The following is a 26,359-nucleotide window of genomic DNA, read 5'->3' as shown; positions in this document are numbered from 1 at the left end:
CGCCATCGGCGCATCCTGTCGCGCGTACTTTGTTCGGTCAATGTCGTTTTAACCATCGTCCGCTCCAGAGTATGGGAGAAGTGCCAAGCGGCTGTGTGCCGAACGCCTTGACGCGGACCCTCCGCCGTCTGAGAGCCGCGTCATGATCCTTTCTCCCGCGTCTGTCCTGCTGCCCGATCGGACGGGGCTGTCCGACGAAATCGCCTATTTGCGTGCGGCCTATCCTGCGGCGAAGTGGCAAAGCCATCGCAATTATGGCGAGCTGACCGCGTTTTGGCTGCACGTCCATGCCAGCCTGCGCGAACAGGCCGCGCGACTCGACGGCATGACCGCGAGCTTTCGCGAGGGCCGCATGGCGGTCGGCGCGTTTCAGGCTGCGGTCGTTCCGGGGCTCAATCACTTCCTGCACCATTTGAGCGGACATCACGGAATCGAAGACCAGGCCTATTTCCCCAAATTCCGTGCGCTCGATCCGCGCATGGCGGCGGGGTTCGATGTGCTCGAGAGCGACCATGGGATCATCCATGCCGGGCTAGAGGCGACGCTCGACGCTGCACGCACGATGCTGCGCGCATTCGGCATGCCGGGCGATTCTCGCCCCGCAGTCGATGCCTATGCCGGCACGAGCCACATCCTGTTCGCGCAACTCGTCCGGCATCTGGCCGACGAGGAAGAAATCGTCATTCCCGCAATGCTCGAACACGGCGAACGCCGCGTCAGCTGAGCTGTGGCGATAGCGGTTCCTTAACCGCACGATGGCTATCCCGCGAAATGACCGAGATGGATCACGCCTTCGGTGCCGTCGCCGGAAACGACGAAACGCGCCGCCTTGCAATGCTCGATGGCCTGAACATTCTCGACACGCCCCCCGAGGCAGAATTCGAAACGATCATCGCCTGTGCGCAGCGATTGCTCGGCACCAAGATCGCCTTGCTGTCGCTGGTCGGCGAGGATCGCCAATGGTTCAAGGCGAAGCGCGGGCTCGATGCGAGCGAGACGCCGCGCACGCAGTCGTTCTGCGCGCATGCGATCCGCGACGACGGGTTGCTGGTCGTGCCCGATGCGACGCTCGATCCGCGTTTTGCCGACAATCCGCTGGTGCTCGGGGAGCCGCACATCCGCTTCTATGCCGGCGTGCCGATCCGCGCGACCGATCCCGCGATGCCCGAGCGCAGCTATCCGATGGGCACGGTGTGCGTCATCGATGATCAGCCACGTACGCTCAGCCCCGACGAAGCGACCGTGCTGTGCGAGCTCGGGCATCTGGCCGAATCGCTGCTTTCCGCGCGTGCGCTCGCCGCGCGCGCGAGCATCCTTGCGCAGGAGCGCGGCGCGGCGATGCAGCGGCTCGACATCACGCATCGCCAGTTCCGACAGGCTGAGCGGATGGCCAATATCGGATCGTGGCGGCTGACGCTCGACGACAATCGCACCGAATGGTCCGATCAGATCTATGCGATCCACGGCATGGCGCTGGGGGTGAAGCCCGGTCTCGAAGAGGCGCTCGCTTTCTATCCGCCAGCGGCGCGGAGCCAAGTGGTCGATGCGCTGGGGCGCACGATCGAGACCGGCGTTCCCTTTTCGGTCGAAACCGATTTCGTGACCGCGCAGGGCGCCATTCGCCGGATCTGCTCGATGGGCGAGCTCGAATTGCGCGACGGCAAGGCAGTCGCGGTGATCGGCGTGATGCAGGACATCACGATTCGCTATCGGATGGAGCAGCAATTGCGCCACAGCGCGCGGCGCGACGACCTCACTGGCCTCGCCAATCGCGCCTATTTCAACGAGACGCTCGACGAGGCGCTGGCGACGGCGCGGCGGCAAGACACGCGGCTCGCGCTCGCGCTGATCGACCTCGACCATTTCAAGACGATCAATGACACGCAGGGGCATCTCGCGGGCGATGCGGTGTTGCGACAAGTGGCGACGTGCCTTGGCGCCGAATATCTCGACGGGACCTTTGCGGCGCGGCTCGGCGGTGACGAATTCGTCCTGCTGATCACGCGCGACACCGCGTTGCAGGATCTCACCGGGCTGCTCGATCGGCTGGCGCGCGACTTGGGCCGGCTCGGCGGTACGGGTGAGGACGGGCAGACGGTGTCGGCGACGATCGGCGCGGCATGGCTCGACCGCGAGGTGCGCGATCGCAGCGACTTGCTCCACCGCGCCGATATCGCGCTGTACGAAGCAAAGCGCGCACGCCGCGGGACGGTGAGCGTCTATCGGCGCTCCGCGGGATAGCCGCACGCGTACGGCAAAGGTATGGTGGCAGGACGGGGCAATCGCCTAAGGGAGCATTACACCGCGCCGCCAGGAGAGTTTCGATGAACGCCAGTTGCTGTGCCGCACGGCTCGCGCCACAGGGCTGAGCCGTGGCAAAGAAGCGCTACCTCACCGCGACGCTGCCGGACGGCTATGTCAAGACGATTGGGCCGACGAGCACGGCGTTCACGCATTATTGGCGGATCGTCGCGCTGCTCGCCAACGGCAAGAGCGAGGTGTTTTGGGGCCATACCAAGTCGCTTGCCGAGGCCAGGCGCAAGAAGTCGGCGCTCGCGGAGGCGGCGGCGCAGCGCGGCTGGAAAAGCCATGTCTTCGAGATCGCCGAACTGGTCGAAACCCAGCCCTGACGCGCGACCCGCGTTATGCCTCGGGCGGGGTGCGCCAGCGGCGCGCCAGCGCGCGCGGTACGGTCGCGATCATCAGCAGCGCCGACAGCACCAGCGCGGTGCCGATCACCTTGGGAAAGGTCGCGTGCGAGCGTGCGATCAGGATCAGCCCGAGGATCGCGCCCGCTGCACCTGCCAGCCGCGTGCCGGTGATCAGGAAATAGCGATTGCGCGCGGTGGTGTCGGCGTCCGTCATGCGATCGGTTCCTGCATCAAACGCGGCAACGCCGGGACCACATCGGCAACGGCATGTGCGCCGGCAGCGGTCAGCTCGCCGACCGGATGATAGCCCCAGGCCACGCCGAGCGCGCGCACACCGGCGGCGCGCGCCATCAGCATGTCGAAGCTCGTATCGCCGATCATCACCGTCGTCGCCGGGACCGCGCCGGCATCGGCCATCGCCGTCGCGATCATCGAGGGGTGCGGTTTCGAGGGGTGACGGTCAGCGGTCTGCAGCGTGACGAAGCGCGCGGCGATGCCGTGATGCGCGAGGATATGCGCGAGGCCACGGTCGGACTTCCCCGTCGCGACACCGAGCACCCAGCCGTCTGCCGCGAGGCTGTCGAGCACGTCGACGATCCCCTCGTACAGCGGCTCCTCGGCCATCGCGCCCGAGGTCCGCAGCCGGAAGAAGGCGTCCTTGTAATCCTGCGCCAGACTGCGGTGGAGCGCGTCGTCGCCCGTCGGCAGCAGCATCCGCATCGCCTCGACCAGGCTCAGCCCGACGATCCGGCGGATCGCGGCGCGCGGTGGCGCCTCGATTCGCGCGATCGAAAACGCTTCCTCGACCGAGCGGCAGATATTGTCCTGGCTGTCGACCAGCGTGCCGTCGCAATCGAACAAAGCGAGGCGGTTGGGGGTAGAGGTCTGGATCGTGGTCATGCGTTGCGCATCCAATAGGCGATCCCGCGCCGTCCGGCCGCTTCGACGCCGTCCGCCGCCGAGAGGCGCGCCGCGTCGGGCTTGTTCTGCCCGAGCTTGCGCGTGCCGCGCCAGCCTTGCACCTCGAGCGTGAAGCCGACGATCCCGCGCGTCATCTGCTCGAACACGGAAGGGGTCATCTTCGCGCGCGTCCAGGCGGGCTTGGGCGCGAGCCGTGCTTCCTGTTCGGCCGAGAGCTGATCGAGCTGTGCCACCAGTCCCGCTTGATCCATCCGCCGCATCCGTCCCTCGAGCTCGACCGCGACGTAGTTCCACGTCGGCACTTGCTCGTTGCCGAGATCGTACCAGTCGGGGCTGATATAGCCGTCAGGCCCTTGCGCGACGAACAGTCCCGTCGCGCCATCGAGATGCTTGGTGATGCCGTTGCCGCGCGAAACATGCAGCGCGAGCGTGGTCTCATCGCGCCACACCACCGGCAAATGCACCACGCGCGGCCCGTCGGGCGTCGCGGCGAACAGCGTGCCGAATCCGAGCTCGCGCACCAGATCGCGCATCTCCGCGCGGTCTTCCCAGCGAAAGGTCGAATCGGGATGCATCAGCCGCGCGCGACGCTCAGGTCGCTGCGCCGCGCCGGCGGCGTTCGCCCTTGCGGTCCTTGCGCATCGTCTTGTTGTGCTGGCGCGCCTGCTGCTTCTTGACCGCGCGGCTCGGGGGTGGCGGCTCCTCGAGCGGCATGGTGTTGCCGAGCATCTCGTCGAAACCGAGTTGCTTGAGGCTCTCGGCGAAATGCGTCGGCAGTTCGGCCTGGACGTCGATCTGCCCGCCATCGGGGTGATCGATCCGGATGCGCCGCGAATGCAGATGCATTTTGCGGCTGATGTTGCCCGTCAGGAACGCGGCCTGCCCGCCATATTTGCCGTCGCCGACGATCGGATGGCCGATCGCCGCGAGATGGACGCGGAGCTGGTGCGTGCGCCCGGTATAGGGGATCAGCTCGACCCAGGCGGTGGTCGTGCCCGCCATCTCGATCACGCGGTAGCGCGTGCGGGCGGGCGAGCCCTCCTTCTCGTCGACGTGCATCTTCTCGCCGCCCGAGCCGGGCTGCTTGCCGATCGGCAGTTCGATCGTGCCGTCCTCGATCGAGGGAACGCCGACGACCAGCGCCCAATAGGTCTTCCGCGCGGTGCGCGACGAGAAGGACTTCGACAGGAAACCCGCCGCGCGCGCGGTGCGCGCGATGACGAGTGCGCCCGACGTGTCCTTGTCGAGCCGGTGGACGAGCTTGGGACGACCCTCGAGATCGTCCTGCAGCGCGTCGAGCAGGCCGTCGACATGCTCGATCGTCTTGGTCCCGCCCTGCGTGGCGAGGCCGGGCGGCTTGTTGAGCACGATCACTTGCGCGTCGCGGTGGATCACCATTTCGCGCGCGAAGGTCATTTCGTCGTCGCTCAGCGGCGGACGCTCGCGCTTGACGGGCGCATCGACGCGGACCGGCTCGGCCGGGGGCACGCGGATCGACTGGCCGGCGACGATGTGATCGCCGGGCTTGGCGCGCGCACCGTCGACGCGAAGCTGGCCGGTGCGCGCCCATTTGGCGACCGTGGTGAAACTGGTGTCGGGCAGATGCCGCTTGAACCAGCGATCGAGCCGGATGCCATCATCGTCGGCGCCGACGTTGAACTGGCGGACGTCCGATGTCGCCTTGCTCGGCTTGGGCGTGTCGATGCTCATGCCGCCACCCGCGTGAGCGAGAGGCCGAGGAACAGCGCAACGATCGCGCCGACGACCGAGAGCAGTGTATAGCCGAGCGCGGTCGCGAGATCGCCGCGTTCGATCAGCGACACGACGTCGAGCGAGAAGGACGAGAAAGTGGTGAAGCCGCCGAGTACGCCGACGCCGAGCAGCAGGCGCCAGTTCTCGCCCGCACTGTGGCGGGCGAGGATGCCGACGAGCAGCCCCATCGCGAAGCCGCCGACCAAATTCACGGTCAGCGTGCCAAAGGGATAATCGGGGCCGAAGCGCGCGAGCGTGGCGCGGCCGACGAGGAAACGCGCAGCGGAACCGAGCGCGCCGCCCGCCATGACGAGGATGAGATGATACATGCTGCGTGCGTTAGCGCGAATTGCGCACAATGAGAACCTCGCGTGCAACGGTGGCGGTTTTGCCCGGCCTCCGGCGTCAGCAGCGCGGGCCGCTAGCGTCCGTTATTGGCTACCATATCGACATCGGTCCCGCCATCGCGGCGGCTGGTGAGGAAGAGCACATACGCCCCGCCATCGCGCTGCCGCGTCCCACCAAGCGTGTGCTCGGCGCCGTCGGACTGATGATCGGCGCTGAACCCGGCATTGGTGACGCGGGTATAATACCAGTCGATCACGGTCTTCAGCGACGCGTTGGTCGCAAAGCTGACCGCGCGCAAATGGCACGCTGCGGTATCGGCGCCAGCCGCCTCGACGACGCGCGCGCCGGGATAGAGCGGCACGTCGCCGGGCACACGGTCGGCCCAGGCCGCCGAATAGCGCATCGACCCGGCGCATGCGCTGGTGCGCTTGTCGGTTTGATTCGCGGCCAATGCGCCGAGTGTGAGCGAATTGCGCGCCGCTTGGCAGTTCGGGCAGTCCTTCGACGCCGGCGCTGGGGCTTGCTTGGCGCGCTGGCTGACTGCGCTGCCTTGAGTACCAGCCGCGCCACCGGCGGTCTGGGCGATCGTCACGGGCGGCACGCCGCCCGAATAGGGTTGCGCCGGGGGCCGGACGGTGTTCGCGTTCGATTGTTGCGCGAGCGACGGGTCGACCATGATCTGATCGTGCAGCGCCGACGTCATCGCCGGGTCGCTGCTATTGGGCGCGCCAGTGCCGGCATCGACCAGTTCGTTGTCGAGCGTGTCGAGATCGCGCTCGCCATCGCGCTTGCCGCACGCCATCAACGCGAGCGGCAGCACCAGAACGCTCAGAAAGACCCGCTTACGACTCATCGACGTGACGCTCCACACCCACTGCACCCTTTGGACCGGCTGCAGTTAATAATTGATTGGGCATAGCATACCCGTTTGCGGCGCGCTTGCGCAGGCGGCTTATCTTGGTTCATGGTCCGGATATGGGACTCATCGTCAATCTGATTTCGATCTTGGCCGGACTCGTCGCCTTGCCGGTGGCGCTGGTCGGCTTGGTGCCGTTCTTCGGCCTCGCCAATTATCTGGCGATCCCGATCGCCATTGTCGGCGCGGCGCTCGGGATGCTGTCGGGCTATCGCTCGGGCCGCAATTTCAACCTGTTCGTGCTGATCGTCGCGGTGATCCGTCTCGTCCTTGGCGGCGGCGTGATCTGACAGCAAAAGGCCCGACGCTTTCGCGCCGGGCCCTGTGGTTAAGTACGTGTCGCGCTCAGCGGCACTGGACCTGGCCGCGATCGACCGACTGGCCGAGCAGCGCGCCCGCGCCGCCACCGATCAACGCACCCAGCGTGCGCGATCCACCGCTCGCGAGCGAATTGCCGAGCAGGCCGCCGGCGAGACCGCCGATGATCAGGCCGGTCGTGCCGTCGCTGCGGCGGCAGTAATAGCGGTTGTCGCCACCGCGATAGATGCGGTCGTTGCGACCGAGCCGGCGCGGCTGATAATAGCTACCGTCGCGATAATAGCGGTCGGCCAGATAGGTCCGCTGGCCTGGCTCGTAGCGATTATAGTCGTAGCTGCGATACTGCTGCCAATTGCGCTGGCGCGCATCCTGGCGGCGGTCTTGGCGCCAATCCGGACGTGCGTCCTGGCGATAGTCGCGGCGGTCATCGCGGCGGTCGGCCCGGTCGTCACGGCGATCGTCGCGGCGGTCGGCGCGGTCATCGCGGCGCTGGTCCTGGCGGTCGCCGCGATAGTCTTGCGCGGTCGCGGGGATCGCCGAAAGCGAGGTCGCGGCCATTACGGCGGCGAGAAGAAACTTGCGCATGTCGAATGCTCCTTGAGACAATCCGTGCTGGATTGCAGGTAGAACCGTCGGCATGCCCGGAGGTTGCGTGAACGGGAAACTACGGCCCGTTCACGCCCCCGCAAGAGATCAGGCGTTGAGACTGTGGGTCAGCGTCACTTCGGCGTTGAGCACTTTCGAAACCGGGCAATTCTGCTTTGCATCGAGCGCGATCGTCTCGAATTGCTCGGGCGAGATACCCGCGACGCTCGCCTTGAGATCGAGCGCCGATTTGGTGATGGTGAAGCCGTCGCCGTCCTTGTCGATCGTGACCTTCGCGGTCGTCTCGAGCTTGCCGTCGTTGAACCCGGCACCCGCGAGCGCGAAGCTCAGCGCCATCGTGAAGCAACTCGCATGCGCGGCGGCGATCAGTTCCTCGGGGTTGGTGCCCGCGCCCTCTTCGAAGCGGCTGTTGAAGCCGTACTGCGTGTCGGACAGCACGCCCGATTGCGTCGAGACATGGCCTTTACCATCCTTGCCAAGGCCATCATAGCTGGCCGATCCGCTGCGAGTCGTCATGGGGTGTTCTCCAAAAGATAAGGCGCGGACCGTTGCCGATCCGCGCCTATGGTATACGCCGTAGGAGACAGGTTAGTTGCAGCGGCGGTCCGCGGTGCTGGCGCGATCGAGCGCGCGGCCACCGAAGGCGCCGGCAACGCCACCGAGCACGGTGCCGAGCGTCTTGTCGCCGCGCCCCGCGATCGAATTGCCGAGCAGCGCGCCGCCGACGCCGCCGACCAGCAGGCCGGTCGTGCCGTCCGAGTGGCGGCAATAGCGACGACCGTCGCGGCCCTCATAGACGCGCGGCTGATAGTGATGGCGGTGGTCCCGCGCTTCGGCGTGCGTCGCGGGGGCGACCATCGTTGCGGGGATAGTGACGGCTGCCGCGCTGAGTGCGAGGATCAAGGTGCGCATTGGTAAAACTCCCGTGGAATGGATTCTGCTCTGGATGAAGTCCAAAGCGGTAACGATGGGCGTTTTAGTCAGGTTGCATGAACCTGAAACAACCTCGCGTTCAGAAAGTCGAAGCGCCGCGACAAAGCCGAGAATGACGAGGCGGATCTGTTCACGCTTTCCGCACTATTCACAGCGCGGCGATAGCATTTGCGGCCTTGGTGCAACTCGCAAGTCGTGAGGGCATCTCGACTGTCGGCGAGCGACGGCGCGACCGGAAACAGGAGCGGCATCAGGCGCTTATGTCGCGACGTCAGCCTAGGTGCCCGCGGGAAACCAGGCCAGTGTCGTAACGAAGGCATCGGGCGGAAGGGCAGGCGCCTCCCCAGGGGTTTACGGCCGCGAGAAAAGATCTCGCAAGCGTGGCGTGCGATTCAGCTTGAGCGCCGTGCTGGCCACCGGGATGTCGGGCGCCACGGTTCGCACGAGCCGACCCGCGCCTGGCGACCGAACGCAAGACCTGGCGTCGCTTGGCGGCGCAGGGGGCGCGAGCCGCCGAAACCTGATGGCGCGGGTAGGGGTGCTAGCAACCCACCAAGCGGATCGAGGTCCGGCGACAGGGGGCGGCAGCACTGCCGGCCCCTTTTTGTCGAAGATTCGCGACGCAGAGGCGCCGGCTCAGCGGGGCTCGGCCGCCAGAATGTCTCGCGCGCGCGCGCAGTCGGCATCCATCTGCGTCGTCAGCGCCTCGAGCGTGTCGAATTTCGCTTCGGGGCGCAGATACTCGATCAGCTCGACTTCGATCTGTTGGCCATACAGGTCTTCGGAAAAATCGAAGAAATACGGCTCGAGCAATTCTTTCGGCGGATCGAAGCTCGGCCGGATCCCGAGGTTCGCCGCACCGTCGAGCACACGCCCATCGGCCAGCCGCCCGCGCACCGCATAAATGCCGTACGCAGGCCGGAGATATTTCCCCATGTCGAGATTGGCGGTGGGATAGCCGATCGTCCGACCGAGCTTGTCACCATGCTGCACCGTTCCCGCGACCGTGAAGGGGCGCGTCAGCAGCTTGGCCGCGCCGCGCGGGTCCCCCGCCTTGAGCAAGTCGCGGATCCGGCTCGACGAGACGGCAACACCGTCGAGCGTCACTGCGCCGACCGTCTCGACCGCAAAGCCGTGCTCGATGCCAAGTGTGGCGAGCACCGCGACATTGCCGCTCTTGGCCTTGCCGAAGGTAAAATCCGCGCCGGTCACCACGCCGCCGACCCCGAGCTTGTCGATCAGCCGATCGGTGACGAATTCGCGCGCGGTCAACGCGGCGAGCGCTGCGTCGAACTGGAAGACGACCATCGCATCGGCACCCGCCGCAGCGAACAGCCGCTCGCGCTGGTCGAGTGTGGTCAAGCGGAAGGGGGCGTTGTCGGGCTGGAAATGCCGTACGGGATGCGGATCGAACGTCGCGACCAGCGCGGGCCGCCCCTCGGCGCGCGCGCGCGCGACGGCAAGCCCGACCACAGCCTGATGCCCCAGGTGAAATCCATCGAAATTCCCGAGCGCGACGATGCCAGCGCGCATCGCCGCCGGAACCGTCGAGCCGCCGTCGAGCCGCTTCATGGCGTCGGCTATACGGTCGGCTTCGCGCGCGCGCTAGGGGGCGGGCGCGATCCCGGCGCGGAGCACGCGCAGCACGTTGCCGCCCATCACCTTGGCCACATCGGCGTCGCTGAAGCCGCGGTCGATCAGCGCTTGCGTGACGGCGGCAAGCTGGCTCGCATCGAACCCCGTCGTCACCGCGCCGTCGAAGTCGGAACCGAGCCCGACATGGTCGATCCCGGCCACGTCGCGGACATGCGCGATCGCGGCGGCGGCCGCTGCGGGTTTGGTCGAGCAGATCGCGGCATCCCAATAGCCGATGCCGATCACCCCGCCGGTGCGCGCGATCCCGCGAATCTCGTCGTCGGTCAGGTTGCGGTTGACCTTGCACGTCGCTTGCACCCCGCCATGGCTCGCGACGATCGGGCGGCGTGCCATGCTGATCACCTCGGCGATCGTCGCGTGGCTCGAATGCGCGACATCGACGATCATGCCGATCGCTTCCATCCGCCGCACCACCTGCCGTCCGAGCGGGGTCAGCCCGCGCTTCGCTACGCCGTGCATCGAACCCGAGACTTCGGTGTCGAAGAAATGCGCAAGCCCCGCCATGCGGAACCCGGCGGCGTGGAGCCTCTCGAGATTGGCGAGCTTGCCCTCGAGATCCTGCAACCCCTCGATCGACAGCAGGCCGCCGACGACCTTCTGCCCGCGCGCGCGGTCGGCGAGGAGGCGGTCGAGCTCGGCGGGGGTGCGGATCACGCGCAGCTGGCCGTTCGAGGCGGCGGCATAGCGATCGAGCTTCTGCGCGTGCCACAGCGAGCGCTCGAGCAGCGAACCCCAAGTCCGCGGCGGCTGGAGATCGGCGATCGCGAGCGCGGTGATGTTGTCGCTGTCGGCGCGGTTCGAATCGTAATTCTGGTGTTTCGGCGTCTTGGTCACCGAAGAGAAGATCTGCAGCGCGTAATTGCCCGCGAGCAAGCGCGGCAGGTCGATCTGCCCACGGTCGGCGCGGTCGAGCAGGCTGCGCTGCCACAGCAGCGTATCGGCGTGCATGTCGGCGATCTGTAGCGTGGCGTGCAGCGCGCGGGCGCGCGGGCTGATGGCAAGCGCTATGGGTTCGACTTTGTTCATCGACCGCTCGACGATCCCGGGGGCGAGCACGAAGAAGGCGATCAGGCCGAGCACGATGAGCACCGCTACCCCAGCCAGCACCTTGCGCATCTCGCTCTCCCCGTCGTGCCGGCTTTCTCGGGCAGGGTCTGCCGCGTCCGGTCAGCGCGGGGTATGCGGGATCGTCGGCGCGGCGACAAGCCGCTGGCGGTCACCGCCTGCTGAGCGTCACGAAGGTATAGGCTGGACGCGCGCCGTCGGCCGGATGCGGGTCGCGAGCCCGCTCGTGCCAGCCGTCGAAGGGGGGGACGACGGCATCGCCGGGCGGGCTCACATGCACCTCGGTCAGCTCGATGGCTTCGGCGCGGGGCAGCAGCAGCGCGAAGATCTCGGCACCGCCGATCACTGCGATATCGCCGTCGCCCGCCAGCGCGAGCGCGGCGTCGACCGAATGCGCCACCTCTGCGCCAGCCGCAGCCCAAAGCGGGTCGCGCGTCAGCACGATATGGCGGCGGCCGGGCAGGGGCGACGGGAAGCTCTCGAAGGTCTTGCGCCCCATCACCATCGGCTTGCCCATCGTCAGCGCCTTGAAGCGCTTGAGGTCGGCGGGCAGGTGCCACGGCAGTTTGCCATCGACACCGATGACGCCATTGTCGGCGCGCGCGAGATACAGCGTGATCATGCCGCCGTCATGCCCGCACGCGCCGCGATTGGCGAGAGGGCTCAGTCTGGTGCGTGATCCTTGACCCACGTCTTGGGATCCTTGTCGACCGCCTTGACGCCGGTGAGATGCTCGGCCTCGAAGGTGGCGAATTTGACCCCGAGATCGTGGCGCTCCTGCAGCGTCGCATTGAGGCGGAAGTCGGTCAGGCCCTGGCGTTCTTCCTCCGCCATATGGTCGCTGTTGGCCTTGTTGCATTCGCCGAGCGCCTCGAACCACGCCGTGCTGCCGACCTTCTCCTTGTCGACCGCGGCGGCGGTGTCGCGGATGTCGTTATGATCCTCGATCGCGTCCTCGGTCTCCTCGGCGGCCGAATCGGCATCGTTGCCGCCTTCGCCGATCTGCATGAGGCGCGGATAGAAGAAGCGCTCCTCGGCCTCGGCATGCGAATCGAGCAATGCGTGGAGGCGGTTCCACAGCGCCGACAGCGCGGTCGTGTCCTTGGGATCGATCTGTTCGATCTGCGCGAACAGCGCGCGCTGCTGGCCGTGTTCGTCGAGAATGAGTTGCGTGATGTCCATGATCGGCCCCTGCGTGAATTTCAGGAGCTAAGCGCGCATCGCGCCGCGCGGTTCCGTGTCAAACCGCGACGGGCGCCTTGATATGGGGCTGCGCGACGTAATCGTGCAGCACGAAATCCTCATAGGCATAGCCGTCGATCGCGTCCGCCTTGCGCAGGATCTCGAGCCGCGGCGGTGATCCCGGCGTGCGCGACAGCTGTTCGCGTGCCTGGTCGAGATGGTTCGAATACAGGTGGCAATCGCCCCCGGTCCAGATGAACTCGCCGGGCTCGAGCCCGCATTGCTGCGCGAGCAGCATCGTCAGCAGCGCATAGCTCGCGATGTTGAAGGGCACGCCGAGAAAGATGTCGGCGCTGCGCTGGTAGAGCTGGAGCGAGAGCTTGCCATTCGCGACATGCGTCTGGAACAGGCAATGGCACGGCGCGAGCGCCATCGCGTGGAGATCGCCCGGGTTCCACGCGCTGACGATCTGGCGGCGCGAGGCGGGGTTGGTCTTGATCTGCTCGATCAGCTCGGCGATCTGGTCCATGTGGCGGCCGTCGGCGGTTTCCCAGTCGCGCCATTGCTTGCCGTACACCGGGCCGAGATCGCCCTTCTCGTCGGCCCATTCGTCCCAGATGCTGACTTTGCGCTCGCGCAGCCAGTCGACATTGGTGTCGCCGCGCAGGAACCACAGCAATTCGATCACGATCGAGCGCAGATGCAGCTTCTTGGTGGTCAGCAGCGGGAAGCCAGCGGCCAAATCAAAACGCATTTGGTGGCCGAACACCGACAACGTCCCCGTGCCGGTGCGGTCCATCTGGGGGGTGCCGTGGTCGAGCACGCGGCGCATCAGGTCGAGATAGGCTTGCATGGCCGGGGGTCTAGCGCGCCCGTGCCGCGACGCCAACCATTGCCGTTTCGGAGACGCTTTGTGTGGCGCCGTGCTGAGCCGCTGCGCAGAGCGGGGCATGGGGACGGGGCTTTTCGAGGAGCGCGCGAATCGCGGCGCTTGCGCGGCGCTCGATCTGCCCGACGCCGTGCTCGCGCGCTTCCTGCCGATCGCGACCGCCGCGCAGGAGGTCGCGGCGTTCGGCTATTTCGATCCGGAATGGCGGCTTCTCGCGATGCGACACCTTCCGCCGCGCTGCGTCGATGCGGTGACAATCCCGTTTCGCACGATCGTCGCCGATGCGCTGGCGTCCGACTGCGCGCTGGTGGTGATGGCGCACAACCATCCGAGCGGCGATCCGACGCCGAGCGCCGCCGATTACAGGCTCACGCGCCGGATCGCGCAGGCGTTGCAATTCATCGACGTGGCGCTGTTCGATCATCTCGTGATCGCAGCGCACGGCTATCGCAGTTTTCGCGCGCGCGGACTGCTATGAGCGGGCGTGGAGCCGGCACGCCTTGATCGCGCTCGGCTCGGGGCGCGGGCCCGTCGCGCGGAAGGCGGCGAGATAGCCGCCCGCCGACGGCATGTCATAGGTCGCGACTTCGCTATAGCCGACCGCGGCAAACTCGCATTTGAGCAAGGCGGGCGGGGTGCCGTGATTCTGCGTCGGGCGATCGGCGTCGACGACGATCGCGAGGCCACCGGGCTTGAGCGACGGGCGCATCCGCCACAGGAATTCGTAGGGCTGCTCGATCTCGTGATACATATGGACCATCAGGATCCGATCGAAGCTGGCGGCCGGCAGCCGCGGATCGTTCGGCGCGCCGAGCCGGACGCTGACGCTCTCGAGATGCTCGCGCGCCACCCGCAGCGCGAGCGCATCGCGGACGTCAGCGACGATGTCCTCGGCGAGCACACGGCCTTCCTTGCCGACGCGGTTGGCGAGGCGGATCGTGTAATAGCCTTCGCCCGCGCCGATATCGGCGACGGTCATGCCGGGCTTGATCCCGGCCTTGGCCATCACTTCGCCCGCTTCATTGAGCCGGTCGCGATTCTCCTCGGTCGACCAGCGCGCCGAGACGATCGCGGCGACCGGCCGATCGGCGGCGGGGAAGGGGCCGACCTTCGGGCTGCGATCTGGCACCGTCGCCGAACCGCCGTCGCACGCAGCAAGCGCGAGAAGCGCCACGCCGACCAGGGCGGCCTTCCCCCGTCTCGCCGGGGACGGACAGACGGGGGAAGCGCGCATTATTCGACGTCCTCGACCTCGACCGTCTCGCCGGTCACACGCTGCGACAATGCGGCCGCCATGAACGCTTCGAGATCGCCGTCGAGCACGTCGGACGGGCTCGACGAGGTCACGCCGGTGCGCAAATCCTTCACCATCTGATACGGCTGGAGCACGTAGGAGCGGATCTGGTGGCCCCAGCCGATGTCGGTCTTGCCGGCATTCTCGGCATTGGCCGCGGCTTCGCGGATCGCGAGCTCGCGCTCGTAGAGTCGCGCGCGGAGCTGGTTGTACGCCTCGGCCTTGTTCTTGTGCTGGCTGCGCTGGTTCTGGCACTGGACGACGATACCGGTCGGGATGTGCGTGATGCGCACCGCCGAATCGGTCGTGTTGATGTGCTGCCCGCCCGCGCCCGATGCGCGATAGGTGTCGATGCGCAGGTCGCTCTCGTTATATTCGACCTCGATATTGTCGTCGACGACCGGGTAGACCCAAACGCTGGCGAACGAAGTGTGGCGGCGTGCGGCGCTGTCGTACGGGCTGATGCGGACGAGGCGGTGGACGCCGCTCTCGGTCTTGGCATAGCCATAGGCGTTCTCGCCCTTGAGCAGCAGCGTCGCCGACTTGATCCCGGCCTGCTCGCCCGAATGCTGGTCGATCAGCTCGACCTTAAGGCCGTGACGCTCGCCCCAGCGCGAATACATCCGGCTGAGCATGCCCGCCCAATCCTGGCTCTCGGTCCCGCCGGCACCGGCATTGACCTCGATATAGGTGTCGTTGCCATCGGCCTCGCCCGCGAGCAGCGCCTTGACCTTGTCCTTGTCGGCGCGCGCGGCGAGATCGGCGAGCGCGGATACGCCCTCGGCCTCCATCTCGGTATCGCCTTCGGCCTCGGCCATCTCGATCAGCTCCGCGGTGTCGTTGAGCTCGCTCTCGATTGCGCGCGTCGCGGTGATCGCCTCCTCGAGCCGGCGACGCTCGCGCATCACGACCTGTGCCGCCTTGGGGTCGTTCCACAAGGCCTGGTCCTCGACGCGCGCGTTGAGCTCGTCGAGCCGGCGCAGCGCGCGGTCCCAGTCGAGGAAGCGGCGGAGCAGCGCGAGCGCGTCCTTGATCGAATCGATATGAGCCTGCGCTTCAGCGCGCATGGGGTTACTCCAGACTTGAATTCGTCGCCCCGGCGAAGGCCGGGGCCGCTATATAGGATGCGAGACGCCAATTGTCCCGCGACAACCGGGCGGCCCCGGCCCCCCTTTGAGATTGGCGCCGGGGCGACGGATATATATCGCTAGTAGATGCCGCCCTGCTTTTGCAAGAAGTCGCTGTCCTTGCGTGCCTCGCTCTGCGCCTGCGTCGCCGCGCGTGCGCGTGCCGCGGAGGCCGCAGCGGCAGCGGTCGCTGCGGCAGCGGGATCGGGCACGATCGTACCGCGATGGATCACGCGACGCGGCTCGCTCTCGGGCTTGAACGCTTCCCAGATCACCGATGCCTTGGGGTCGTCGCTCGGCCAGGCGCCGAACACCGGCTTGCCGCTCTGCCGGTCGATGCGGACCATGCGGATCCCGGCGGGCGCGCGGAACGGGAGCTTGTCCATCCCCTCATAGGCTTTCACCGCGAACGCCTTGAAGATCGGCGCAGCGAGCGTCCCGCCCTGCGCGCCGCCGCCGAGCGAATGCGGCGTGTCATAGCCGATATACAGCCCGCCGATCATCTGCGGCGTGCCGCCGATGAACCACACGTCGGTCGGCCCGGTATTGGTGCCGGTCTTGCCGAAGATCGGCCGGTCGAGATCGCGCAATACGGTCGCGGTGCCGCGCTGGATCACGCCCTCGGCGATGTGGATCATCTGGTACGCGCTCATCGCATCGACGATCTGCTTGCCGCCCGCGACCGGTCGCGGCATCGGCCGGCCGTTCCAGTCGGGCGCGTTGCAGCGGTCGCACGCATGCCAATTCTCGGGCCAGACCACCTTGCCGTGGCGATCCTGGACGAAATCGATCAGCGACGAGGGGTGCGAACGCCCTTGGTTGGCGAGGATCGCATAGGCGTTGACCATCCGCGACACCGTCGTCTCCCCAGCACCCAGCGCGAAGGAGAGGTAGGGCGGGTATTTGCCTACGCCGATGCGGTCCATCAGCGACACGACATGCGGCATGCCGGTGGTGGCGGCGGCGCGCACCGTCATCAAATTGCGTGACTGCTCGACGCCCCAGCGCATCGTATGCGCGCCCGATCCGCCGACGCCGCCGAAATTCTTGAAGCATTTTTGGCCGAGCCGCGCTCCCTGATAGACGCAGAACGGACCGTCAACGATGATCGAGGCCGGCGTCATCCCACCCTCGAGTGCTGCGGCATAGACGATCGGTTTGATCGTCGACCCCGGCTGACGCATCGCCTGAGTCGCGCGGTTGAACGCCTGGACGCGGAAGTCGAACCCGCCCTGCATCGCGAGCACGCGGCCGGTCTGCGGCTGCTCGACGACGAACGCGCCGGAAATCTTGGGCACCGAGCGCAAGGCGAATTCGCTCCCGCTGGGCGCGACCGCGATGATGTCGCCGGGTACCATCTTGGCGAACGCGGTTCCGCCGCCGCCCCGCACCGGCATTTGCGCGGCGAAGCGGGGGAGCGTCCCGGTGCTGCCGTCGGAGAAGCCAAGTTGCGCCGCGCTGGCATCGCGCGCGATCACGATCGCGGCGCGCCAGTCATCATAGTCGAGCCCGATATTGGTGTTGAGCAACGCGCCCTGCCACCTGTCGTCGGTGATTTCGGCATGCCCGATCGGCCCGGACCAGCCGCGCCCCTGGTCGAAGCGCAGCAGCCCCTGGCGCAACGCGGTCTGCGCGTAATCCTGCATCTTCTCGTCGAGCGAGGTCCGCACCCAGAGCCCGCCCGAATAGACGCTGTACGGCCCGGCGCGCTCGTCTTCGCCGAACTTGTCGATCAGCTGGCGGCGCACTTCCTCGACGAAATAGCCCGATCCCGCGGTCTCGGTCTTGGGGGTCTGGCGCGGCACGGTGCCGAGCGGCTCGGCGCGCGCCTGGTCGTGCTGCGCCTGGGTGATGAAGCCGTTCTTGAGCATCTCGCGCAGCACATACGCGCGGCGGCCGAGCGCGCGGTCGGCGTGGCGAACGGGATCGTAGTTCGACGGGCCCTTGGGCAGAATCGCGAGATACGCCATCTGCGCGAGATCGAGCTGCGTCAGATCCTTGCCGAAATAGGCATAGCTCGCCGCCTCGACGCCGAACGCGTTGCGGCCGAGCGCGATCTGGTTGAGGTAGAGCTCGAGGATCTGCGGCTTGGTCAGCGTATCCTCGATCCGGTAGGCGAGGATCGCCTCCTTGATCTTGCGCGCATAGCTCGTCTCGTTGCCGATCAGCAGGTTCTTGGCGACTTGCTGCGTGATCGTCGAGGCGCCGGCGGGGCGCTTGCCGCTGGTCAGATTGTTGACCGCCGCACTCGCAATGCCGAGATAGTCGACGCCGTGATGCTCGAAGAAGTTCTTGTCCTCGGCGGCGAGGAAGGCGCGCACCAGCAGCGTCGGATATTCGTCGTAGCTCAGCTCGACGCGGCGCTCGCGCGCATACGCGTGGATCGGCATGCCATCGACGTCGCGGACATTGGTCGGCAACGGCGGCTCATAGGTGCGCAACTTGTCGACCGAGGGCAGGCCTGCGGCAAACGCGAAATAGAACACCGTCGCGCCGAGCACACCAAGCACGCCGAGCGCGGCGAGCGTCTTGACCCACCAGCGCCCCCAGACACGCTGGACCACGCCGGCGAACCCGTCGATCTCGCGACGGATACGAAAATTCACGCTGTTTTCGGGTTCGGCCATATCGGGGTGAGGCTCTAGCAAGATTCGCGAGGCTTGCCAGCCTTGTCCCTCTCCACTTGGGGAAGGAGGAGCGAAGCGACGGGACATTGCGGGCGATGGTGACGGGCGCTGCCCTCACCCTCCCACTCGGCTGCGTCGAGCGGGCCCCTCCCTCTCCCGTTGGGAGAGGGGGTTAGTCTCTGGATGCCATCCGCCGCGCGAAATGGACCTGGACCGCGCGTTCGATGCTTTGCGCGATCTTGTGGCGGCCCTCGGCGCTGTCGATGAAGTCGGCGTCGTGCGGGTTCGAGATATAGCCCGTCTCGAACAGGATCGAGGGCATGTCGGGCGCCTTCAGCACCATCAGCGAGGCCATGCGGTGGAAGTTGGCCTTGACCGGAATCAGCGGCTGCGCCTCGCGGCCGAGCAGCCGGGCGAAGCTCGCCGAGGCGTTCATCGTCTCGCGCTGCGTCAGGTCGATCAGGATCGAGGAGATGTCGGCCGACGTCGAGGCGAGGTTCACGCCCGAGATGATGTCGGCCTTGTTCTCGCGCGCCGCGAGCTTGGCCGATTCCTTGTCGGAGGCGACTTCGGACAGCGTGTAGACCGACGCTCCGCTCGCATTGCCCGAGCCGACGCTGTCGCAATGGATCGAAATGAACAGATCCCCGCGCAGCCGTCGCGCGATGCCGAAGCGTTCCTGCAGCACGAGGAAGCGATCGTCGTCGCGCGTCAGCGCCACCCGCACGCGGCCCGAGCGGAGCAATTCGTCGCGGATCGCCTTGGCGATCTTGAGCGTCACGTCCTTCTCGCGCCGCCCGTCGAGCGGCGAGATTGCGCCCGGATCGACGCCACCATGCCCGGCATCGATCACCACCAGCGGGCGGCTGTCGTCGTCGCCATAGATCCGCGGCAGGCCTGCGCTGCGCCGCGCGGGCGGGATCGGCACGGTGACCTGGTAGCCGCTCGTATCGACCGCCTGCGCTAGCCCCATCGTGAAGGGCGGCAGGAAGTGCATCCGGCGCTCGCTTGCGGCGCGGGCAAAGGTCGTGTCGTCGACGGTACGCAATTCGAGCGTCAGCTCGCGCCCGTCGCGGCCGAACTGGCCTTCGGTGATCAGCGTCGGCCGCGCGAGATCGAACACGATGCGCACGCCGTCGGGACCGCGTGGCGCGAGCCGCATCGCCGAGATCGCGCCGCCACTCGTCAGCGCGCCGCCCGGCCGCGCGCCCTTGAGGTCGAGCGCGATGCGCTGCGGCTGCGCAAGGATGAAGCTCGACGCATCGGCGATCGGCTGGTCGAAGCGCAGCACGATCCGGTCGTGCTTCACCTCGACGCGTTCGATCGACGCCGCCCAGCCGGGAGCACCGGCAAACCAGCAGGCCAGCAATGCGAGGAGGAACGACACCGCCTTGTAATGCAGCCGGATCGCAGGGGCGGTAAAGCGAAAAGGCGTTGGCTGCCCGGTGCAGGCACGACAATCGGCGGGAGCGGGGGATGCGGTCATGCAGCTTGGGTAGAGGGCGAGGTCGCAAGACCGCCTTGCCGGGTGCGGTTAATGCCGGGGTAGGCATAGATTTGCCGGTGCCCGGCAAAAAGCTGCCAGTTGCTGCGCACGACAGGGGATGCTACGCAATAGACAGTACCCCGTCCTCTGCCTGGTTCAGGCAGCGTTCAGGGCCACTTGGCCGCCCCACAATCCTTTGGCGCGGCCCATCCAGGTTGACGTTCGCATGCTGCATTTATCCCGTCCCTCGCTCCGCCCGGCTTTCGCCGGCGGAATCGCGAGCGCGCGGGGTGCTCCAAGCCGGAAGGCAGAGCGTGCAGCGCGAGCAGAGGCAGTTTTCGTAACAACCCAGGGCGGCGAACCAGGCGACCTTTTCGCCGGGACCAGCCCTTTCATTGATCGCGCGCGACCAGCGCCACGGCGCCCAGCGCCCTTGGACCCTGCGTCGCGCGACCGGAGAATATTACATGACCACGCGTATGCTGATCGACGCACGGCACCGGGAGGAAACCCGCGTTGCTGTCGTCAAGGGAAACCGAATCGAAGAGTTTGATTTCGAGAGTGCCGAGCGCAAGCAGCTCAAGGGGAATATCTATCTTGCCAAGGTGACGCGCGTCGAGCCGTCGCTGCAGGCCGCATTCATCGATTACGGCGGCAACCGCCACGGGTTCCTCGCCTTCAGCGAGATTCATCCCGATTATTACCAGATCCCCAAGGAAGATCGCGACGCGCTCCTGCGCGAAGAGGCCGAGCATGCCGCTGAAGAAGCTGCATTGCGCGCCCAGCAGGACGCCGAAGACGATCTCCATGACGACGAGCATGAAGATGACGGCTTCGAGCGCGATTCGGACGTAGACGAAACGTCGGTCGAGCGTTTCGACGACGCCGATGAGCTTGGGGGCGGGCACGAGCCCGACACCGAAGTCGTCGCCGAGGGCGAAGCGCGCGGTGGCGAAGGCCGTGGCCGTCGCCGCAAGCGTTCGGCATCGGACGATGCCGCCGACGATCTGCAGCAGCGCCGCACCTCGCTGCGCCATCGCTACAAGATCCAGGACGTCATCCGGCGCCGCCAAGTGCTGCTCGTCCAGGTCGTGAAGGAAGAGCGCGGCAACAAGGGCGCCGCGCTGACGACCTATCTGTCGCTCGCCGGCCGCTATTGCGTGCTGATGCCCAACACGTCGCACGGCGGCGGGATCAGCCGCAAGATTTCGAACGCGGGCGATCGCAAGCGTCTGAAGTCGATCATGGCCGACATGAAGCTGCCCCCGTCGATGGGCTGCATCGTGCGCACCGCAGGCCTCCAGCGCACGCGCCAGGAGATCAAGCGCGACTTCGATTATCTCGCCCGGCTGTGGGACGGGATCCGCGAGACGACGCTCACCTCGTCGGCGCCTGCGCTCGTCTATGGCGACAGCGACCTGATGAAGCGCGCGATCCGCGACATCTATAACAAGGAGATCGACGAGGTCATCGTCGAGGGCACCGAGGGCTATCAGCACGCCCGCGAGTTCATGAAGCTCCTGATGCCGAGCCACGCGCGCAAGGTGAAGCATTACAGCGACCCCGTGCCGCTGTTCCAGCGCGCCGGCGTCGAAGAGCAGCTTTCGGCGATGTACCACCCGGTCGTGCAGCTCAAGTCGGGCGGCTATCTCGTCATCAACCCGACCGAAGCGCTGGTGTCGATCGATATCAACTCGGGCCGTTCGACGCGCGAGCATTCGATCGAGCAGACCGCGACCGCGACCAACCTCGAGGCTGCCGCCGAGATCGCCCGCCAGCTGCGCCTGCGCGACATGGCCGGGCTCGTCGTCATCGACTTTATCGACATGGACAACGGGTCCAACGTCCGGAAGGTCGAGAAGGCGATGAAGGAAGCGCTCAAGAACGATCGTGCGCGCATCCAGATCGGTCGCATCTCGTCGTTCGGGCTGATGGAAATGAGCCGCCAGCGCTTGCGCACCGGCGTGCTCGAAGCGTCGACCCGGCCGTGCCCGCATTGCGAAGGGACGGGCTTCGTCCGCACCGCGTCGTCGTCGGGGATCGCTGCATTGCGCATGCTCGAGGATGAAGCCGCGCAGGGTCGCGGGTCGCAGCTGCTGTTGCGCGCGAGCCAGGAAGCGGCGTTCTACCTGCTCAACCGCAAGCGCGGCGAGCTGGCCGAGATCGAGGAGCGCTACGGCGTGATGATCGAGATCGCGCCCGACGGCGAGCAGGAAGGCGCGCGCGTCTCGGTCGAGGTCTCGGGTCCGCCGCCGGCCTACACGCCGCGCTTCGACGCGCCGATCGAGGAAGTCGAAGACGATTTCGTCGAGGAAGAAATCGAAGACGAGATCGAGGAAGAGGAAGAGGAACAGCCCAAGGCCGCCCGCGAGCCACGCGAGCCGCGTGCTCCGCGCGAGCGTAGCGAAGCGGCGGCTGGCGAGGACGAGGCCGGTTCGCGCCGCCGCCGTCGTCGTCGCGGGCGTCGCGGCCGCGCACGTCCCGAGGGTGAGGGTGCCGCCGAGGGCGAGGCGCTTGGCGAGGGCGAACTGTCCGACGCCGAGGATTCGGTCGAGGCCGAAGCCGAGCTCAAGACGGCCGAGCAGGACGAGGATGCCGAGGCGGCATTCGCAGCCGACGGTGAAGCCGCAGGCGAAGGCGCCGGTGGCGAAGGCGGTCGTCGTCGTCGCGGACGTCGCGGTCGTCGCGGCGGACGTCGCGCAGAGGGCGAGCAGGTCGCGAGCGAAACCGGCGCGCCCGACGCCGAGGACGCGGTAGCGAGCGAAGCCGTCGAAGCCGAGGCACCCGTTGCCGAAGCGCCGATGGTCGAAGCCGAAGCCGAGGCCGAAGCCCCGAAAAAGGGTCGCCGCCGTCCCAAGGCACGCGATGCCGAGGTCAAGGCCAAGCCTGCCAAGGCCAAGCCTGCGGCTGCCCCCGTGGTCGAGGCTCCGGCCGAGGTTGCGGCTGAAGCGCCGGTCGACGCCGACGCCAAGCCGAAGCGCACGCGTCGCAAGAAGGCGGTCGAGCCCGTTGCGGCCGAAGCGGCGCCTGCGGACGAAACCAGCGCGACGATGGACGTGCCGGTCTCGCAGGAGCCCGCGCCTAAGCCCAAGCGCACGCGCAAGCCCAAGGCAGCGGCGGTCGACGCCGTGACGCCCGAAGCGGCAGCGCCCGAAGCCGAAACACCGGCGGTCGTGCTGGCCGACGGTCTCGACGGCGCGGCACCGGCTGATGACGCCGCGGCCGGTCCCGACGGCGGGATCGATCCCGATCCGGGCGAAGCCGGCAGCCCGCGTCGCGGCTGGTGGCAGCGCACGTTCGGCGCATGATGAACGGGCCGCAGTCCCTTCCAGGTGAAGGGACTGCGGCCGCGTCATTCTAGGTTTTCTGATCCATCGTCACCCCGGGACAAGCCCGGGGTGACGTTTGAGCGGCGGGGCCGATACCCGCTCGAACGCAACGGACGCCCGGGAGGCTATCCGCCCCCGGCTCAAACCACCCGGTTCGCCACCAGATCATCGACCACCGCCGGATCGGCGAGCGTGCTCGTATCCCCCAGGCTCGACACGTCGCCCTCGGCGATCTTGCGCAAGATGCGGCGCATGATCTTGCCCGAGCGCGTCTTGGGCAGGCCGGCTGCGAAATGCACCTTGTCGGGCGCGGCGATCGGGCCGATTTCCTTGCGCACCCAGCCGACCAGCTCCTTGCGCAGGTCGTCGGACGGATCCTGCCCCGAATTGAGCGTCACGTACGCGTAGATGCCCTGGCCCTTGATCTCGTGCGGCATCCCGACGACCGCCGCCTCGGCGACGTGCGGATGCAGCACGAGCGCGCTCTCGACTTCGGCCGTCCCCATCCGGTGTCCCGACACGTTGATCACGTCGTCGACCCGGCCGGTGATCCAGTAGTAGCCGTCTTCGTCACGCCGCGCGCCGTCGCCGGTGATGTATTTGCCGGGATAGGTGGTGAAATAGGTCTGGAAGAAGCGATCGCTATCGCCCCACACGCCGCGCATCTGGCCGGGCCAGCTCCGCGCGATGACGAGATTGCCCGAGGTCGCGCCGTTCAGCACGACACCCTCGGGATCGAGCAGTTGCGGGTCGATTCCCGGCAGCGGCTTGGTCGCCGAACCGGGTTTCAGCGCGGTGGCGCCGGGCAGCGGGGCGATCATCGCGCCGCCGGTCTCGGTCTGCCACCAGGTGTCGATGATCGGGCAGCGCCCTTCGCCGACGACGTCGTGATACCAGCGCCACGCCTCGGGGTTGATCGGCTCGCCGACGGTGCCGAGCAGCTTCAGCGAGCTGCGATCGGTCGCGGTGACGAAGCGGTCGCCTTCCTTCATCAGCGCGCGCAGCGCAGTCGGCGCGGTGTAGAGCGTAGTGACCTTGTGGCGGTCGACGATCTGCCACATCCGGCTCGCGTCGGGCCAGGTCGGCAGCCCCTCGAACATCAGCGTCGTCGCGCCATTGGCGAGCGGGCCGTAGAGGATATAGGTGTGCCCCGTCACCCAGCCGATATCGGCGGCGCACCACCACACATCGCCGGGACGATAGTCGAAGGCGAGCTCGTGCGTCAGGCTTGCCCACAGCAGATAGCCGCCGCTGGTGTGGAGCACGCCCTTGGGCTGCCCCGTGCTGCCCGAAGTATAGAGGATGAACAGCGGATCCTCGGCACCCATCGGCTCGGGCGGGCAGATGGTGGCGACACCCTCGGCCGCCTCGTGATACCAGACGTCGCGCTCGTCGTGCATCGTCACCGCGCCGCCGGTCGCCTTGACGACGATGACGGTGCTGAGGCTCGGCGCGTTCGCTGCGGCGGCATCGACATTGGCTTTCAGCGGCACGCGCTTGCCGCCGCGGCGGCCCTCGTCGGCGGTGATGACGATGGTCGACCCGCAATCCTCGATCCGCCCCGCAAGCGCCTCGGGCGAGAAGCCGCCGAACACCACCGAATGGATCGCGCCGATCCGCGCGCAAGCGAGCACTGCGAACGCCGCCTCGGGGATCATCGGCATGTAGATCGTGACGCGGTTGCCCTTCACCACGCCCTGGCCCTTGAGCACGTTGGCGAAGCGGCACACTTCGGCATGAAGCTCGGCATAGGTGAAGCGGCGCGGGTCTTCGCTCGGTTCGTCGGGTTCCCAGATCAACGCGGTCTCGCCGCCGCGTTTGGCGAGATGCCGGTCGAGGCAATTGGCCGACACGTTGAGCTTGCCGTCGGCGAACCAGCGGATGTGGAAGTCGTTTCTGTCGAACGACCAGTCACCCGCGATCTCGGGGCGCTTGATCCAGTCGAGCCGCTTGGCCTGGTCGAGCCAGAAGCTGCCGGGATCGGCGAGCGAGCGCCCGTACATCTGATCGTAGCCCGCGCCATCGACGCGCGCATGCGCGGCCCATTCGGGGGGGACGGGGTAGAGATCCTGATCGGCCATTGCGCGCTCTCCTGCGCGCGCCATGTGCGACGGGAGCGGGCGGCTTGGCAAGGTCAAGTCGCTTTGCGTGCAACACGTTTCGATCTACAACTGATCGCCAGGCAGAGGTGGAGCGCGCGATGACGAAGACGGTCCTGGTTACCGGTGGCAGCGGTTATATTGCAGGCTTCCTGATCCGCCAGCTCGTCGCGCGCGGGTGGCACGTCAACACCACGGTGCGATCGCTCGCGCGCGAGGCCGAGGTCCGCGCGACGCTCGGCGTGGCGCCCGATGCGCTGACGTTTTTCGCCGCCGATCTGCTGAGCGATGCCGGTTGGGCCGAGGCGGTCGCCGGGTGCAGCCATGTCGCGCATGTCGCCTCGCCCTTTCCGGCGGGTGCGCCGAGGAACGACGACGATCTGATCGTCCCGGCGCGCGACGGTGCGCTGCGCGCGCTGCACTTCGCGCAGGCAGCGGGGGTTTCGCGCTTCGTGCTCACCTCGTCGGTCGCGGCGATCGCATACGGGCACAGCGGCGATGCGCGGCGCTACACCGAAGTCGACTGGACCGATCCGACCGCGCCCGGCGTCGGCGCCTATATCAAGTCGAAGACGATCGCCGAGCGCGCCGCGCGCGACTGGATCGCGGCGCACGGCACGGGGATGGAGTTCTGCTCGGTCAATCCGTCGGCGGTGCTGGGGCCACTGCTCAGCGACGATTTCTCGAGCTCGATCCAGTTCGTCCAGCGGCTGCTCGACGGGTCAGTGCCGGGGACGCCGCGGCTCGGTTTCGCGGTGGTCGACGTGCGCGATCTCGCCGATCTGCATGTGCTCGCGCTCGAGACGCCGGGGCTCGACGGCGAACGTTTCATCGGCGCGGGCCCGTTCCTGTGGATGAACGAGGTCGGCGCGATCCTGCGCGATGGCCTCGGCCCGCAAGCGCGCAAGGTGCCGAAGCACGGCATCCCCGATTTCGTCGTACGTTTGCTCGCGCTGTTCGATCCGACGATCCGCCAGGTCACCGGCGAGCTCGGACGCACGCGTGCGCTCGATGCCGGCCACGCGCTCGCGCGGCTCGGGTGGCAGACGCGCGATGCGCGCACGACGATTCTCGATACCGCGCACAGCTTGCTCGAGCGCGGGATCGTCCGGGTTTGAGCGCGGCGGCGGGCGCGAAATCCTCGCTGTAGCGTCGCGGAC

General features: G+C 67.2%; 26 protein-coding genes. 7 read left to right on the top strand and 19 right to left on the bottom strand.

What is annotated here, in order from left to right; translation table 11 throughout:
* The first annotated feature begins 142 nt into the window (after nucleotides 1-142).
* From IE187_RS08950 to IE187_RS08940, 3 genes are all read left to right on the top strand, one after another.
* Nucleotides 143-724 (top strand): hemerythrin domain-containing protein, encoded by a 582-nt coding sequence (locus IE187_RS08950; RefSeq protein ID WP_189675944.1) that lies wholly within the window; start codon nucleotides 143-145, stop codon nucleotides 722-724.
* Nucleotides 725-771: 47 nt separating this feature from the next.
* Nucleotides 772-2,241, top strand: coding sequence for a sensor domain-containing diguanylate cyclase (locus IE187_RS08945; RefSeq protein WP_229839317.1), 1,470 nt, complete (start codon nucleotides 772-774; stop codon nucleotides 2,239-2,241).
* Between the two features lie 131 nt (nucleotides 2,242-2,372).
* Nucleotides 2,373-2,630 (top strand): hypothetical protein, encoded by a 258-nt coding sequence (locus IE187_RS08940; RefSeq protein ID WP_189675943.1) that lies wholly within the window; start codon nucleotides 2,373-2,375, stop codon nucleotides 2,628-2,630.
* Between the two features lie 13 nt (nucleotides 2,631-2,643).
* On the opposite strand, the gene IE187_RS08935 is transcribed toward IE187_RS08940, so the two are convergent.
* The 6 genes from IE187_RS08935 to IE187_RS08910 form a co-directional block, all read right to left on the bottom strand.
* The gene (locus tag IE187_RS08935) at nucleotides 2,644-2,865 is read right to left on the bottom strand and encodes a hypothetical protein (protein ID WP_189675942.1); all 222 of its coding nucleotides are present in this window, start codon (nucleotides 2,863-2,865) and stop codon (nucleotides 2,644-2,646) included.
* Nucleotides 2,862-3,551, bottom strand: coding sequence for an HAD-IA family hydrolase (locus tag IE187_RS08930; RefSeq protein ID WP_189675941.1), 690 nt, complete (start codon nucleotides 3,549-3,551; stop codon nucleotides 2,862-2,864). Before IE187_RS08930 ends, IE187_RS08935 begins: the two co-directional genes overlap by 4 nt.
* Nucleotides 3,548-4,147, bottom strand: a complete 600-nt coding sequence (locus IE187_RS08925; protein WP_189675940.1) for an FMN-binding negative transcriptional regulator — start codon at nucleotides 4,145-4,147, stop codon at nucleotides 3,548-3,550. The genes IE187_RS08930 and IE187_RS08925 overlap by 4 nt, the downstream gene beginning before the upstream one ends.
* A gap of 16 nt (nucleotides 4,148-4,163) precedes the next feature.
* Nucleotides 4,164-5,282 (bottom strand): RluA family pseudouridine synthase, encoded by a 1,119-nt coding sequence (locus tag IE187_RS08920; protein WP_189675939.1) that lies wholly within the window; start codon nucleotides 5,280-5,282, stop codon nucleotides 4,164-4,166.
* The gene (gene crcB / locus IE187_RS08915; protein WP_133186161.1) at nucleotides 5,279-5,653 is read right to left on the bottom strand and encodes a fluoride efflux transporter CrcB; all 375 of its coding nucleotides are present in this window, start codon (nucleotides 5,651-5,653) and stop codon (nucleotides 5,279-5,281) included. Before crcB ends, IE187_RS08920 begins: the two co-directional genes overlap by 4 nt.
* A 92-nt stretch (nucleotides 5,654-5,745) precedes the next feature.
* Nucleotides 5,746-6,525, bottom strand: coding sequence for a hypothetical protein (locus IE187_RS08910; protein ID WP_189675938.1), 780 nt, complete (start codon nucleotides 6,523-6,525; stop codon nucleotides 5,746-5,748).
* A gap of 122 nt (nucleotides 6,526-6,647) precedes the next feature.
* Here IE187_RS08910 and IE187_RS08905 point away from each other — a divergent pair, with 122 nt between their 5' ends.
* Nucleotides 6,648-6,878 (top strand): hypothetical protein, encoded by a 231-nt coding sequence (locus IE187_RS08905; RefSeq protein WP_133186165.1) that lies wholly within the window; start codon nucleotides 6,648-6,650, stop codon nucleotides 6,876-6,878.
* A gap of 55 nt (nucleotides 6,879-6,933) precedes the next feature.
* On the opposite strand, the gene IE187_RS08900 is transcribed toward IE187_RS08905, so the two are convergent.
* From IE187_RS08900 to IE187_RS08865, 8 genes are all read right to left on the bottom strand, one after another.
* Nucleotides 6,934-7,491: a glycine zipper 2TM domain-containing protein gene (locus IE187_RS08900; RefSeq protein ID WP_189675937.1), complete on the bottom strand. Its 558-nt coding sequence runs from the start codon at nucleotides 7,489-7,491 to the stop codon at nucleotides 6,934-6,936.
* Between the two features lie 108 nt (nucleotides 7,492-7,599).
* Entirely contained in the window at nucleotides 7,600-8,028 is a 429-nt protein-coding gene (locus IE187_RS08895) for an OsmC family protein (protein WP_189675936.1), read from the bottom strand.
* 72 nt (nucleotides 8,029-8,100) lie between these two features.
* Nucleotides 8,101-8,424 carry a glycine zipper 2TM domain-containing protein gene (locus IE187_RS08890; RefSeq protein WP_133186171.1) on the bottom strand — a complete coding sequence of 108 codons (324 nt, stop codon included), beginning with the start codon at nucleotides 8,422-8,424 and terminating at the stop codon, nucleotides 8,101-8,103.
* A gap of 657 nt (nucleotides 8,425-9,081) precedes the next feature.
* A complete protein-coding gene (locus tag IE187_RS08885) occupies nucleotides 9,082-10,017 on the bottom strand; it encodes a bifunctional riboflavin kinase/FAD synthetase (protein WP_189675935.1) in 936 nt (311 codons plus the stop codon).
* Nucleotides 10,018-10,050: 33 nt separating this feature from the next.
* On the bottom strand, nucleotides 10,051-11,217 hold the full coding sequence (locus IE187_RS08880) for a dipeptidase (protein WP_189675934.1): 1,167 nt from the start codon (nucleotides 11,215-11,217) through the stop codon (nucleotides 10,051-10,053).
* 100 nt (nucleotides 11,218-11,317) lie between these two features.
* The gene (locus tag IE187_RS08875; RefSeq protein WP_189675933.1) at nucleotides 11,318-11,788 is read right to left on the bottom strand and encodes a dihydrofolate reductase; all 471 of its coding nucleotides are present in this window, start codon (nucleotides 11,786-11,788) and stop codon (nucleotides 11,318-11,320) included.
* Nucleotides 11,789-11,829: 41 nt separating this feature from the next.
* A complete protein-coding gene (locus tag IE187_RS08870) occupies nucleotides 11,830-12,348 on the bottom strand; it encodes a hemerythrin domain-containing protein (RefSeq protein WP_189675932.1) in 519 nt (172 codons plus the stop codon).
* Nucleotides 12,349-12,406: 58 nt separating this feature from the next.
* On the bottom strand, nucleotides 12,407-13,201 hold the full coding sequence (locus IE187_RS08865) for a thymidylate synthase (RefSeq protein WP_189675931.1): 795 nt from the start codon (nucleotides 13,199-13,201) through the stop codon (nucleotides 12,407-12,409).
* A 97-nt stretch (nucleotides 13,202-13,298) separates the two neighbouring features.
* On the opposite strand from IE187_RS08865, the gene IE187_RS08860 reads away from it, so the two are divergent.
* Complete coding sequence (locus IE187_RS08860) at nucleotides 13,299-13,715, top strand: JAB domain-containing protein (protein WP_189675930.1); 417 nt, start codon at nucleotides 13,299-13,301, stop codon at nucleotides 13,713-13,715.
* On the opposite strand, the gene IE187_RS08855 is transcribed toward IE187_RS08860, so the two are convergent.
* From IE187_RS08855 to IE187_RS08840, 4 genes are all read right to left on the bottom strand, one after another.
* Nucleotides 13,710-14,471: a class I SAM-dependent methyltransferase gene (locus IE187_RS08855; RefSeq protein WP_133186185.1), complete on the bottom strand. Its 762-nt coding sequence runs from the start codon at nucleotides 14,469-14,471 to the stop codon at nucleotides 13,710-13,712. The genes IE187_RS08860 and IE187_RS08855 overlap by 6 nt on opposite strands.
* The gene (prfB, locus tag IE187_RS08850; protein WP_133186187.1) at nucleotides 14,471-15,598 is read right to left on the bottom strand and encodes a peptide chain release factor 2; all 1,128 of its coding nucleotides are present in this window, start codon (nucleotides 15,596-15,598) and stop codon (nucleotides 14,471-14,473) included. The genes IE187_RS08855 and prfB overlap by 1 nt, the downstream gene beginning before the upstream one ends.
* A 140-nt stretch (nucleotides 15,599-15,738) precedes the next feature.
* Nucleotides 15,739-18,285: a penicillin-binding protein 1A gene (locus IE187_RS08845; RefSeq protein ID WP_189675929.1), complete on the bottom strand. Its 2,547-nt coding sequence runs from the start codon at nucleotides 18,283-18,285 to the stop codon at nucleotides 15,739-15,741.
* 172 nt (nucleotides 18,286-18,457) lie between these two features.
* Nucleotides 18,458-19,672 (bottom strand): N-acetylmuramoyl-L-alanine amidase, encoded by a 1,215-nt coding sequence (locus tag IE187_RS08840; RefSeq protein WP_189676239.1) that lies wholly within the window; start codon nucleotides 19,670-19,672, stop codon nucleotides 18,458-18,460.
* Nucleotides 19,673-20,238: 566 nt separating this feature from the next.
* On the opposite strand from IE187_RS08840, the gene IE187_RS08835 reads away from it, so the two are divergent.
* Nucleotides 20,239-23,079, top strand: coding sequence for an Rne/Rng family ribonuclease (locus tag IE187_RS08835; RefSeq protein ID WP_229839316.1), 2,841 nt, complete (start codon nucleotides 20,239-20,241; stop codon nucleotides 23,077-23,079).
* 161 nt (nucleotides 23,080-23,240) lie between these two features.
* Here the strand turns inward: IE187_RS08835 and acs are convergent, their stop codons facing one another.
* Nucleotides 23,241-25,181, bottom strand: a complete 1,941-nt coding sequence (acs, locus tag IE187_RS08830) for an acetate--CoA ligase (protein WP_189675928.1) — start codon at nucleotides 25,179-25,181, stop codon at nucleotides 23,241-23,243.
* Nucleotides 25,182-25,300: 119 nt separating this feature from the next.
* On the opposite strand from acs, the gene IE187_RS08825 reads away from it, so the two are divergent.
* Nucleotides 25,301-26,317, top strand: coding sequence for an SDR family oxidoreductase (locus IE187_RS08825; RefSeq protein ID WP_189675927.1), 1,017 nt, complete (start codon nucleotides 25,301-25,303; stop codon nucleotides 26,315-26,317).
* Nucleotides 26,318-26,359: the final 42 nt, after the last annotated feature.

The organism is Sphingomonas glacialis (assembly GCF_014653575.1).
Classification (GTDB): Bacteria; Pseudomonadota; Alphaproteobacteria; order Sphingomonadales; family Sphingomonadaceae; genus Sphingomonas; species Sphingomonas glacialis.
This window is presented reverse-complemented; position numbering and strand designations above follow the sequence as displayed.

What these genes read in the sequence shown, in the direction of transcription:
- IE187_RS08950 (WP_189675944.1), top strand. Translation starts at nt 143, where the DNA reads ATGATCCTTTCTCCCGCGTCTGTCCTGCTGCCCGATCGGACGGGGCTG.
- IE187_RS08945 (WP_229839317.1), top strand. Translation starts at nt 772, where the DNA reads ATGACCGAGATGGATCACGCCTTCGGTGCCGTCGCCGGAAACGACGAA.
- IE187_RS08935 (WP_189675942.1), bottom strand. Translation starts at nt 2,865, where the DNA reads ATGACGGACGCCGACACCACCGCGCGCAATCGCTATTTCCTGATCACC.
- IE187_RS08930 (WP_189675941.1), bottom strand. Translation starts at nt 3,551, where the DNA reads ATGACCACGATCCAGACCTCTACCCCCAACCGCCTCGCTTTGTTCGAT.
- IE187_RS08925 (WP_189675940.1), bottom strand. Translation starts at nt 4,147, where the DNA reads ATGCATCCCGATTCGACCTTTCGCTGGGAAGACCGCGCGGAGATGCGC.
- IE187_RS08920 (WP_189675939.1), bottom strand. Translation starts at nt 5,282, where the DNA reads ATGAGCATCGACACGCCCAAGCCGAGCAAGGCGACATCGGACGTCCGC.
- crcB (WP_133186161.1), bottom strand. Translation starts at nt 5,653, where the DNA reads ATGTATCATCTCATCCTCGTCATGGCGGGCGGCGCGCTCGGTTCCGCT.
- IE187_RS08910 (WP_189675938.1), bottom strand. Translation starts at nt 6,525, where the DNA reads ATGAGTCGTAAGCGGGTCTTTCTGAGCGTTCTGGTGCTGCCGCTCGCG.
- IE187_RS08905 (WP_133186165.1), top strand. Translation starts at nt 6,648, where the DNA reads ATGGGACTCATCGTCAATCTGATTTCGATCTTGGCCGGACTCGTCGCC.
- IE187_RS08900 (WP_189675937.1), bottom strand. Translation starts at nt 7,491, where the DNA reads ATGCGCAAGTTTCTTCTCGCCGCCGTAATGGCCGCGACCTCGCTTTCG.
- IE187_RS08895 (WP_189675936.1), bottom strand. Translation starts at nt 8,028, where the DNA reads ATGACGACTCGCAGCGGATCGGCCAGCTATGATGGCCTTGGCAAGGAT.
- IE187_RS08890 (WP_133186171.1), bottom strand. Translation starts at nt 8,424, where the DNA reads ATGCGCACCTTGATCCTCGCACTCAGCGCGGCAGCCGTCACTATCCCC.
- IE187_RS08885 (WP_189675935.1), bottom strand. Translation starts at nt 10,017, where the DNA reads ATGAAGCGGCTCGACGGCGGCTCGACGGTTCCGGCGGCGATGCGCGCT.
- IE187_RS08880 (WP_189675934.1), bottom strand. Translation starts at nt 11,217, where the DNA reads ATGCGCAAGGTGCTGGCTGGGGTAGCGGTGCTCATCGTGCTCGGCCTG.
- IE187_RS08875 (WP_189675933.1), bottom strand. Translation starts at nt 11,788, where the DNA reads ATGATCACGCTGTATCTCGCGCGCGCCGACAATGGCGTCATCGGTGTC.
- IE187_RS08870 (WP_189675932.1), bottom strand. Translation starts at nt 12,348, where the DNA reads ATGGACATCACGCAACTCATTCTCGACGAACACGGCCAGCAGCGCGCG.
- IE187_RS08865 (WP_189675931.1), bottom strand. Translation starts at nt 13,201, where the DNA reads ATGCAAGCCTATCTCGACCTGATGCGCCGCGTGCTCGACCACGGCACC.
- IE187_RS08860 (WP_189675930.1), top strand. Translation starts at nt 13,299, where the DNA reads ATGGGGACGGGGCTTTTCGAGGAGCGCGCGAATCGCGGCGCTTGCGCG.
- IE187_RS08855 (WP_133186185.1), bottom strand. Translation starts at nt 14,471, where the DNA reads ATGCGCGCTTCCCCCGTCTGTCCGTCCCCGGCGAGACGGGGGAAGGCC.
- prfB (WP_133186187.1), bottom strand. Translation starts at nt 15,598, where the DNA reads ATGCGCGCTGAAGCGCAGGCTCATATCGATTCGATCAAGGACGCGCTC.
- IE187_RS08845 (WP_189675929.1), bottom strand. Translation starts at nt 18,285, where the DNA reads ATGGCCGAACCCGAAAACAGCGTGAATTTTCGTATCCGTCGCGAGATC.
- IE187_RS08835 (WP_229839316.1), top strand. Translation starts at nt 20,239, where the DNA reads ATGACCACGCGTATGCTGATCGACGCACGGCACCGGGAGGAAACCCGC.
- acs (WP_189675928.1), bottom strand. Translation starts at nt 25,181, where the DNA reads ATGGCCGATCAGGATCTCTACCCCGTCCCCCCCGAATGGGCCGCGCAT.
- IE187_RS08825 (WP_189675927.1), top strand. Translation starts at nt 25,301, where the DNA reads ATGACGAAGACGGTCCTGGTTACCGGTGGCAGCGGTTATATTGCAGGC.